Origin of the sequence: Actinosynnema sp. NPDC023587 (assembly GCF_040640215.1) — a bacterium.
Taxonomy (GTDB): Bacteria; Actinomycetota; Actinomycetes; order Mycobacteriales; family Pseudonocardiaceae; genus Actinosynnema.
Window position 1 is genome coordinate 194,686 of the sequence record NZ_JBFABG010000009.1, and the last position, 10,045, is coordinate 204,730.

A 10,045-nucleotide genomic window follows, 5' to 3' on the forward strand; every position below is an offset into this window, starting at 1 on the left:
TCATCCGCCCGCCGCGCGGTCGGCGGGGGCCCGCTCGGCGGGGGCCTCCCGGGCGGGCGTGTCGCGGAGGGCGAGCGCGGATGTGGTGTCGCCGCCGTGGTCGTAGGCGGTCGCGGCGTGTTCGCGGAAGCGGTGCGCCCACAGCTTCCCGCCCGCGTCGGCGAGTTCGTCCAGCGCGCGCAGCAGGCTCGCCGGGCGCGGCCACAGGCCGTCGCGCAGCACGACGTCCACCTCCTCCAGGCGGCGCTGGGCGTCGCCCCGCCGGCCCAGCCGCAGCAGCGCCGACGCGATCCGCAGGCCGGCGCGCGCCGCGTCGAACGACATCCCGGACGCCTGGAAGAGGCGCTCGGACTCGCGGAACGCCGCGCAGGCCTCCCGCCACCGGCCGAGTGCGGCCAGGCTGTTGCCCCAGCGCGCCGCCGCGATGGCCAAGGAGGGCGTGTCGCAGCCCAGGTCGCCGCGCAGCCTCGCCACCGCGCCGTGGTGCGCGGTCACCGCCTCGGCGTGCCGGCCCACGGCGTCGAGCAGCCGTCCGCGCAGCGACCGGGCGAGGTGGAGGCGGCTGTCGTCCTCGTCGGCCGCCACCAGCGGGAGCGCGGTGTCGACGCAGGACAGCGCGCGGCCCGGCCGGCCCGCCCGCAGCTCGGCGACGCCCCGGTGGATCAGCGCCGACGCCTCCTCGTCCGGCGCGCCGACCTCCGCCGCGACCTCGCGCGCCCGCACGTGCAGCTCGATCGCCGTGTCGAGCCGGTCCTCCAGCGCGCACGCCCGACCCATGCGGTTGAGGTGGGCGGCCTCCGCGTGCCGGTCACCGGCCATCCGCGCGGCGTGCACCCCGAGCGCGAACACCGTGGTCCACGCGTGCGCGTCGTCCCAGCGGCGCACTGCGGCCGACACGTCGTCGCACAGCCCGAGGTCGATGCCCGCCCGCAGCACGCGGGTCCGCTGCCCGCCCGACCCGGCCAGCAGCGCCCGCACCACGCGGACCTCGGCCGGCCGCGTGGCACCCGGGTCCTCCTCGGCGTGCAGCCGGGACCGGGCGAACGCCCGGACCAGGTCGTGCAGGCGGCGGTCGGCGTCCAGGAAACCCGTCTCCACCAGGTCGTCGAGCGCGCCCTCGGCGGCGGCCGGGGACAGGCCGGTCGCCTCGGCGGCGGTCTCGGCGGTCACCTCGGCGACGGGGGACAGCGCGAGCCGGCGCAGCGCGAGCGCCGCCTCGCCGCCGAGCCGGCGGTAGGCCACGGCGAACGGGGCCTGCCGGCCGCGTTCCCGGTCCAGCTTCCGGGCGGCGTCGCCGAGCGTCCAGCGGGGGCTGCGGGCCAGGCCCAGCCCGATCACCCGCAACGCGACGGGCAGACCGCCGCACGCCCGCACGATCCGCTGGGCCGCGAGCGGTTCGGCCTCGACCCGGCGGGCACCGACGACCGCGGCGAACAGCGCGCCCGCCGCGGCCTCCTCCAACGGCCCGACCGCGAGGCCGGGCCACGCCTGCTCCTGCCCGCCGGTGACCAGCACCGCCGAGCCCGCGCCGTGCACCAGCAGCGGCCGGACCTGCTCCTCGTCGGCGGCGTCCTCGAACACCAGCAGCACCTTGCGGTCGCGCAGCCGCAGCCGGCAGAGCCGGGCCAGTTCGGCGGTGCCGCGCGGTCCGCTGCGCGGCGGCGCGCCGAGCGCGTCCAGCACCGCCCCGAACACCACCGCCGGGGGCGTGGGGTCCGCCTCGGACCCGCGCAGGTCGACGACCACCCGCCCGTCCGGGAAGCGGTCCCGCCACAGCCGCGCCGCGTGCCGGGCCAGGGTCGACTTCCCGACACCGCGCGGACCGTGCAGCACGACCACCGCGCCGCCGGTCAGCAGTGCGCCCAGCCGGGCCGAATCGCGTTCGCGGCCGATCGGCGCGTCGTCCGGTGCGGTCCGCCGGGCCCGCACGGCGGACCGGCCGGTCCGGCGCGGGCGGGCGCTGCGCCGGAACCGGTCGAGGGCCTCGCCGTGCAGCGCCAGCGCGGCGGCCAGCGCGTCGACCGTGCGCTGCTGGGGGCGGATCGCGTGGGCGCGCTCGATGTCGCTGATCGCCCGCAGGCTGACCCCCGACACCGCCGCCAGCTCGGACTGCGTCAACCCGGTCCTGGCCCGGTGCTGGCGCAGCAGTTCGGCGAGTCTCCCGGACACTGGTCCCCCTTCGTCCCGGCTGCGTTCACCTCCGACAACGCACCGGGCCGGCCGGGCGGTTCACCGGCGTCGGACCTTCGTCGCCGGGCCGTGGCAGACCGTGGACGCGCGTGGTGGGCACGACTCGGGCGCGCGCCGGAGCCGAGGGGTCCACAGTGGACAGCAGCGGGCAGCGGGAACCGGGGTGCCCACGTGCGCCGGGCCGGGTCTCAGCCGGTTCGCTGCGGGCGGGCCACCAGGGCGTACGCCAGCCACGAGCCGATGCGGGCGAGGGTGATGCCGCACGTCATCGCGATCGCGGTGGCCCCGCCCAGCGACGCCAGCGGCGCGAACAGCGCACCGAACAGGAAACCCGTGCTGCCCAGCAGCGCGGCGGCGGTGCCCGCGTTGGCCGGGTGGCGGGTCAGGGCGAGCGCCGTGGCGTTGGGGGAGGCCAGTCCGCCGCTGAGGATGGTGAGGAACAGGGCCGGCAGGAACACCGTGAGAGGGGCGTCCAGCACGGCCGCGACCAGGGCCACCGCGCTGGCCCCGAGCGCGACCAGCGATTCGGCCACGAGCAGCCGCTCCGGCGCGTACCGGCGCAGCAGCAGCGAGTTGAACCACCCGCCCAGCACCAGGCCCACCGAGTTGACCGCGAAGATCAGCGAGAACACCTGCGGGCTCACGCCGTAGCCGCCTTCGAGCACGAAGGAGCTGACCGAGATGTAGATGAACAGCGCGATGCTGCCGATGCTCGTGCCCAGCGTGCAGCCGACGAACATCCGGTCGCGGACCACCGCCGAGAACCCGGCGCGCACGCGGCGCAGGCCGCCCGCGTGCCGGAGTTCCGGGCGCAGCGTCTCCGGCAGCGCGATCACCGCCAGCAGCAGCAGCGCGGAGATCACCGCCAGCAGCACGAACAGGCCGCGCCAGTCGGTGAAGTGCAGCAACTGGCCGCCCAGCACCGGCGCGACGATCGGCGCGCACCCGCCGACCAGCATCAGCAGCGACAGGATGCGCGCCATCTGCCGACCCTCGTACAGGTCCCGCACCATCGCCTCGACCGCCACCATCCCGGCCGACCCCGCCAGGCCCTGCACCAGCCGCAGCACGATCAACACCGTGATCGACGGCGCGGTCGCGCACAGCAGCGACGCCACCGTGTAGGTCGCCACCCCGATGAACAACGGCCGCTTGCGGCCGATCTTGTCGCTCAACGGGCCCATGAAGAGCTGACCCAGGGCCAGCCCGATCATGCACGCCGAGATGCTCCACTGCGCGGCGTCGTCGGTGGTTCCCAACTGGCGGGCCAGCGCGGGCAGCGCCGGCAGGTACAGGTCGATGGACAGCGGGCCGAACGTGGACAGGGCCCCGAGCAACAGCAGGAGCCGCCGGGTGCGCGGCGGGCCGGTCACCCGCGCCGGCCGGGTGGTCCGCTCATCGCCGCCGCCGCTGCGCGAGCAGCATCCGCGCCCTCGGGTCGACGAACGCGCGCAGGCTGGTGCCGGCGAGGTTGAGCAGGAACACGAACAGCGCGATGGTCAGACCGGGGAACATCACCATCGTCGGGTGGTCCTGGAGGTAGGTGCGCCCGTCGGCGACCATGTTCCCCCAGGTCGCCGTGGGTGGCGAGATGCCGAGGCCGAGGAAGCTCAGCGACCCGTCGATGAGCATCGCACCCGCCGAGAGCAGCACGCACTGCACCACCGCCAGCGGCAGCGTGTTGGGCAGGATGTGCACGGCCAGGGTCTTCCACGGCCCCATCCCGGACACCCGCGCCGCCTTGACGTAGGTGCGGGTGGTCAGGCCGAGCACGCGGCTGCGGATGATCCGGGCCGTGTACGGCGTGAAGATGATCGTCACGGCGAGCAGCTCGCTCAGCATCCCCGGTCCGACGACGACCGCGAACACGATCGCCAGGATGATCGACGGGAACGCCATCCACGCGTCCACGACCCGCATGATCACCGTGCCGGCGCGGCCGAAGTAGCCCGCCACCAGCCCGATGAACGTGCCCAGCGAGGCCGCGCACACCGTGATCAGCACGGTCATCCCGATGGACACCCGGCCGGCGGACGCCCAGCGGGCGAACAGGTCCCGGCCGTACTTGTCGGTGCCCATCGGGTGCTCCCCGGACGGCGGCAGCAGCCGCCGCACCGGGTCGGGCGCGTTCGGGTCGGGCAGGAACAGCGGCAGCACCAGCACCAGCAGGGTGAGCGCGGCCAGCAGCCCGCCCGCGACCAGCAGCGTGGCGTTGCGCCGGACGAACGCCCGGACGGTCGGCACCACCGTCGTCATGACACCCGCACCTTCGGGTCGACCAGCGCGTAGGCGAGGTCGACCAGCAGGTTCACCAGCACGAACAGGAACGCGATGAACATGACCCCTCCCTGGATGAGCGGGAAGTCCCGGGCGTACACGGCACCGAGCAGCATCGTGCCGAGACCGGGGATGACGAAGATGCTCTCGATCACCACCACGCCGCCGATCAGCGACGCGAAGTTCAACCCCACGGTGGTGAGCACCGGCAGCATCGAGTTGGGCAGCACGTGCCGCAGCACGATCCGCCGCTCGCCGACGCCCTTGGCCCGCGCGGTGCGCAGGTAGAGCTGGGACAGCTCGCCCAGCACGCTCTCCTCCATGGTGATGGTGAGGAACGCGGTCTGGCCCACCACGAGCACCGCCACCGGCAGCGCGAGCTGGGAGATCGCGGTCGCCGGGTCCTCGAACAGCGGGGTGTACCCGCTGGTCGGGAACCAGCCCAGGGTCAGGGCGAACAGGAAGACCGCCACCAGCGCCAGCCAGAACTCGGGCAGGGCGAGCCCGAACTGGGCGACCCGGTTGACGAACCGGGCCGCTCCGCTGTGCGGCGACACGGTGACCCAGGTGACGATCAGCACGGTCAGCAGGAAGCTGATCACCGTGCCGAGGACGGCCAGGGTCAGGGTCGGCGCGATGTGGTCGACGATCATCTGCGGCACCGGTAGCTGGTACTTGATCGACGTGCCGAAATCGCCCGTCAGCACGTTGCCCAGCCAGTGCAGGTACTGCTCGTGCAGCGGACCGGTCAGCCCGAGCTCCCGGCGCAGCCGGTCCAGCGCCTCCGGCGCGGCCTTGGTGCCCAGCAGCACCTGGGCCGGGTCGCCGGGAATCGAGCGCAGCAGGAAGAACAGCACGGTGCCGACCACGAACAGCACGACCAGCAGGTCGCGCAACCGGCGCAGGACGACGGCCGCCACCGGGGCTACCCCGCCAGCCAGACGTCGGCGAACTCCATGCCCCAGCCCTCGTAGCCGCGCACCTTGGAGCTGAAGGCCACGTAGGACTTGGCGTTGTAGAGCGTGATGGTCGGCAGGTTCCGCGAGGTGAACTCCTGGACCTCGTCGATCGCCTGCTTCTGCTCCTCCGGCGTGTCGGCCGAGTTGTAGTCGCTCAGCAGCGGCGCGAGCTGGTCGCGCGGGTAGCCCATGTTGTCCATGCCCTGCACGTTGTCGCTGTAGGACGGGACCGGCGGGTTGGCGTCGTCCATCAGCGCCAGCACGTCCCAGCTGTCGGGCTCGTTGTTCTTGCGCCCCATCAGCGTGGCGAAGTCGTAGCTGTCGATGCTCGCCGTGACCCCGATCTTCTGCAACTGGCTCTGCACGAGCACCAGCGCGTCCTTGAACTGCGGGAACTCGTCGGTGGTGATCATCCGGATGGTCTGACCGGGCCGCAACCCGGCCTCGGCGAAGAGCTGCTTGGCGCGCTCCGGGTCGTGCTGCTCCCACTTGCCCTTGCCGGCCTCGGAGTACATGCCCTTGTTGGTCTGCGTGGCGAACGCGCCGTTGCTCGCGGACACCAGCTCGGGCACGCCCTGCGACGCCATCACCGCCGCCTTGTCGACGATCAGGTTCATCGCGTCCCGGGCCTGCGGCTTGGCGAAGATCGACCCGGAGTTGTGGTTGAGCGCGATGTACTGGATGTTCGCCGCGGCCTCCACGCCGATCTTGAGGTTGTCGCTGCGCTTGATCTGGTCGTACTGGTCGTGCGACGGCTCGGCGACGTCCAGCAGCCCCGTCTGGAGGCCGTTGAGCACGGCGTCGGAGTCGCCCACGACCTTGTAGGTGAGGGTGTCGAGGTAGGCGTTCTTGGCCCCGGCGTACCCGCTGGACTCGCCCTCGGGTGCCTGGTACCTGTCATTGCGCTCCAGGACGATCTCCTGGCCCGGCGTCCAGGTCTTCACCTTGTACGGCCCGGTGCCCACCGACTTCTCCCGGGGGATGCCGGTCGGCCCGGCGGCGGCGACGTCGGACTCCTTGCGAATCCCGGTGCCGTGGCTGGCGGCCATCAGCGCGACGAGGTTGAACGGCGCGCTCAACGTCACCTGGACGGTGCTCTCGTCGGGCGCGGAGATGTCCTTGAGCACGGGCTTGAGCGACCCGGCGTAGCTGCCGTTGTCCACCCAGTAGCGCAGCGACGCCACGGCGTCCGCCGCCCGCAGGGGTGTTCCGTCGGCGAACACGATCCCCTTGCGGAGGGTGAAGGTGAAGCCCAGTCCGTCGTCGGCCTTCCGGTACGACTCCGCCAGCACGGGCTGCGGCTGGTAGTTCGCGTCGATGGTGACCAGTTGCTCGAACACCTCGTGACCGATGTAGGTGGTGCCGGCGTTGGAGTTCTTCACCGTGTCGAGCGAGCCCGGGTCCTGGGCCAGTCGGACGGTCAGATTTCCCCCGCGTGCGGGTGGACCCGCGTCGCCGGTCGTGCTGCCCTTCGGGGTGGCGCAGGCGGTGAGTACCAGCCCGACCACTGCGAGGGCGGCGATCCTGTGCCTGAGACGACGTGATTCGGTGCGCTCCATTGCGGCTCCTCGCGCCTGATTTCCGCAGGTCGGTGGCCGAGAACGTAGCCCGGCCGGCGGAGACCGCACAGACGCCGATGTCGGCATTTATGTCACTGAGGCGAAGTGGGCCGGTACCCGGCCACCACTGTGGACAGACGTTTGTCGCTGGCTGCACACTTTCCCGGAATCCTTGTACCCCGAGGTCATCCGTGTGCAGAATCACCGGATTCTCAGGCCGCACCGGCCGGCGGAAGGGATGACACCCATGTCGCTACTGGAGATCGACCGCCTTTCGGTCGCCGTGCCCACCGGTGGGGTGGACACCGAACTGGTCCACGAGCTCAGCCTCACCCTCGACTCCGGGCAGACCCTGTGCGTCGTCGGCGAGTCCGGCAGCGGCAAGACGGTCACCGTCCTGTCGGTCATCCGGCTGCTGGAGTTCGTCACGCCGGTGCGCACCACCGGCGAGGTCCGCCTGGACGACGTCGACCTGACCGGGCTGAGCGCCGCGCACATGCGCACGTTCCGCGGCCGGCGGATCGGCATGGTGTTCCAGGAGGCCCTGGACTCGCTCAACCCGGCGCAGCGGATCGGCGCACAACTCGTGGAGGCCCACGAGCCCGGCGGCACCCGCCGGGGCGAAGCACGGGCCGGTGCGCTGGCCCGCGCGTTGGAACTGCTGGGCGAGGTCGGGTTCAGCGACCCGCGACGGGTCGCGAACCTGTACCCGCACCAGCTCTCCGGCGGGATGCAGCAGCGGGTGATGATCGCGATGGCGCTGATGGCCGGACCCGACCTGCTGCTGGCCGACGAGCCGACCACCGCGCTGGACGTCACCACCCAGGCCGAGATCCTCAAGCTGTTCCGCAAGGTGCAGCGGGAACACCGCATGGCGTGCGTGTTCATCACCCACGACATGGGGGTCGCCGCGGAGATCGCGGACCGGATCGCCGTGCTGTACGCGGGTCGGCTGGTCGAGGCGGGCCCGGCGGCCGAGGTGCTCGACTCGCCCCGCCACCGCTACACGCGCGCGCTGGTGGAGTGCGTGCCGCAGGTCGGGGTGCGCCGCGTCGACGGGCTGCCCGCGATCACCGGCTCGGTGCCGGAGGCCGGGGCGGCGCTGCCCGGCTGCCGGTTCGCGCCGCGCTGCGCGCACACCGTGGAGCGCTGCGTGACCGAAGAGCCGCCGCCGATGGCCATCGGTCCGGTCGAGGTCGCGTGCTGGAACCCCGGTGCCGGTCCGGTGGAGCTGCCGCCGCCCGCCCCGGCCGAGGTGGTCACCGCGGTCGAGCCGGTCGAGCCGCTGCTGGAGATCAAGGACGTGCGGCGCACGTTCGTCACCCGCAGCGGGAGTTCCGGCGGCCTGCTGGGCCTGCGCCGGCGCGAGCGGATGGCCGCGGTGGACGGGGTGAGCCTGGCCCTCCGGCCGGGCGAGTTCTTCGGCCTGGTCGGCGAGTCCGGCAGCGGCAAGACCACGCTCGGCCAGATCGTCGCGGCGCTGGACCACCCCACCGAGGGCACGATCAGCGTGGCCGGTCAGCTCCACACCCCGCGCGGTCTGGAAGGCGAGGCCCGCGCGTTCCGGCGCACCGTGCAACTGGTGTTCCAGGACCCGCAGAGCTCGCTGGACCCCCGGCACACCATCGGCCGGATCATCGCCGAACCGCTGCGCGAGCTGACCACGTTGCGCGGACCGGCCCTGCGCAAGCGGGTCGAGCGCCTGCTGGACGAAGTGGGCCTGCCGAAGGCGGTGATCGACCGGATTCCGGCGCAGATCTCCGGCGGCCAGCGGCAGCGGGTGGCCATCGCCCGCGCGCTCGCCCCGGAGCCCCGGCTGATCGTGGCCGACGAGCCCACCTCGGCGCTGGACGTGTCGGTGCAGGGGCAGGTGATGAACCTGCTGCTGGACCTGCGCCGGGAGCACGACCTCGGCTTCCTGTTCATCACCCACAACCTGAGCCTGATCCTGTCCGTCGCGGACCGGGTCGGCGTGATGAAGGACGGCAAGCTGATCGAGGTGGCCACGCCGGAGCGGATCGCGGCGTCGCCGAGCCACGAGTACACCCGCAGCCTGCTGGCCGCCAACCCCGGCATCACCTCGCCCGCCGCGTACGGGGCCGCGCGCCCCGCCGGCTCGCACGAGTGACACCGGGAGGCTCCGTGCAGGCCGTGCCCCTGCCGATCCACCGCTTCGACGACCCGCTGATCGCCGACGGTCCGCCGGGGTTCGCCATCGGGTCGTTCGCCGACCTCTCGCCCTGGTCGGACGCCCCCTACCCGCACCGCCACGAGTTCTACGAGCTGGTCTGCGTCACCGGCGGGTCGGGCACGCACGTGATCGACTTCGTGCCCTACCAGGTGGCCCCGGTGACGCTGTACTTCATCGCACCGGGCCAGGTCCAGTTCTGGGAGCACCACGAGCCCCTGGAGGGGCACGTGATGGTGTTCCAGGAGGAGTTCCTGGTGCCCCAGTACGGGGACCGCGTGTCACCGCGCCGGTCCCTGGCGCTCGACCCGCTGGGCACCGGGCACGCCCTGCACCTGGCCGCCGAGCAGATCACACCGGTCACGTCGCTGATCGCGGCGCTGGAGCGGGAGTACCGCCGGCCCGGCGGCGCGGACCTGTCGGTGCTCCAGGCCTACCTGCACATCCTGCTGGTGGAGATGCGCCGGCTGCACCGCGACGCGGGCACCAGCGCCGTGGAGGAGGACCGGGGTACCGCCCTGGCCCGGCGCTACCTCCGGCTGGTCAGCGAGGAGCTGCCGCACGAGCAGTCCGTGCGCGGCTACGCCAGCCGCATCGGCGTCACCCCCAAGCACCTGGCGGACGTGGTGAAGCGGACCACCGGCAAGCGCCCGGCGGAGATCATCCGGGCCGCGCTCGCGGTGGAGGCCAAGCGGCTGCTGACGCACACGGACCTCACCGTGGCCCAGGTGTCGGACCGGTTGTCCTTCGACAACCCGTCCTACTTCGGCCGGTTCTTCAAGCGGGAGTGCGGGATGAGCCCCGGCGAGTTCCGCCGCCGGGTGAGCGGGGCGGATCACCTCCGCTCAGTGACACGGCCGCCGACCTGACGG

7 protein-coding genes are annotated in these 10,045 nt (G+C 72.9%); 2 read left to right on the plus strand and 5 right to left on the minus strand.

The genetic code is table 11. The features are described from left to right. The 5 genes from AB0G01_RS23830 to AB0G01_RS23850 all read right to left on the minus strand — a co-directional run bounded on the left by AB0G01_RS23830 (window position 1) and on the right by AB0G01_RS23850 (window position 6,985). On the minus strand, window positions 1–2,169 hold the full coding sequence (locus AB0G01_RS23830; RefSeq protein WP_360949010.1) for a helix-turn-helix domain-containing protein: 2,169 nt from the start codon (window positions 2,167–2,169) through the stop codon (window positions 1–3). A 209-nt stretch (window positions 2,170–2,378) separates the two neighbouring features. Further along, window positions 2,379–3,563, minus strand: a complete 1,185-nt coding sequence (locus AB0G01_RS23835; RefSeq protein WP_360949012.1) for a multidrug effflux MFS transporter — start codon at window positions 3,561–3,563, stop codon at window positions 2,379–2,381. A gap of 22 nt (window positions 3,564–3,585) precedes the next feature. Beyond that, window positions 3,586–4,446 carry an ABC transporter permease gene (locus AB0G01_RS23840; RefSeq protein ID WP_360949014.1) on the minus strand — a complete coding sequence of 287 codons (861 nt, stop codon included), beginning with the start codon at window positions 4,444–4,446 and terminating at the stop codon, window positions 3,586–3,588. After that, window positions 4,443–5,387 (minus strand): ABC transporter permease, encoded by a 945-nt coding sequence (locus AB0G01_RS23845; protein WP_360949016.1) that lies wholly within the window; start codon window positions 5,385–5,387, stop codon window positions 4,443–4,445. Before AB0G01_RS23845 ends, AB0G01_RS23840 begins: the two co-directional genes overlap by 4 nt. Window positions 5,388–5,392: 5 nt before the next feature. Next, complete coding sequence (locus AB0G01_RS23850) at window positions 5,393–6,985, minus strand: ABC transporter substrate-binding protein (protein WP_360949018.1); 1,593 nt, start codon at window positions 6,983–6,985, stop codon at window positions 5,393–5,395. A 247-nt stretch (window positions 6,986–7,232) separates the two neighbouring features. Between AB0G01_RS23850 and AB0G01_RS23855 the strand changes: the two genes are divergently transcribed. Further along, complete coding sequence (locus AB0G01_RS23855) at window positions 7,233–9,113, plus strand: ABC transporter ATP-binding protein (RefSeq protein ID WP_360949020.1); 1,881 nt, start codon at window positions 7,233–7,235, stop codon at window positions 9,111–9,113. A 14-nt stretch (window positions 9,114–9,127) separates the two neighbouring features. Then, on the plus strand, window positions 9,128–10,042 hold the full coding sequence (locus tag AB0G01_RS23860) for a helix-turn-helix transcriptional regulator (RefSeq protein ID WP_360949022.1): 915 nt from the start codon (window positions 9,128–9,130) through the stop codon (window positions 10,040–10,042). The last annotated feature ends 3 nt before the right edge of the window (window positions 10,043–10,045 follow it).

Coding starts and splice junctions, on each gene's coding strand:
- AB0G01_RS23850 (WP_360949018.1), bottom strand. CDS start 6,985: ATGGAGCGCACCGAATCACGTCGTCTCAGGCACAGGATCGCCGCCCTC.
- AB0G01_RS23855 (WP_360949020.1), top strand. CDS start 7,233: ATGTCGCTACTGGAGATCGACCGCCTTTCGGTCGCCGTGCCCACCGGT.
- AB0G01_RS23840 (WP_360949014.1), bottom strand. CDS start 4,446: ATGACGACGGTGGTGCCGACCGTCCGGGCGTTCGTCCGGCGCAACGCC.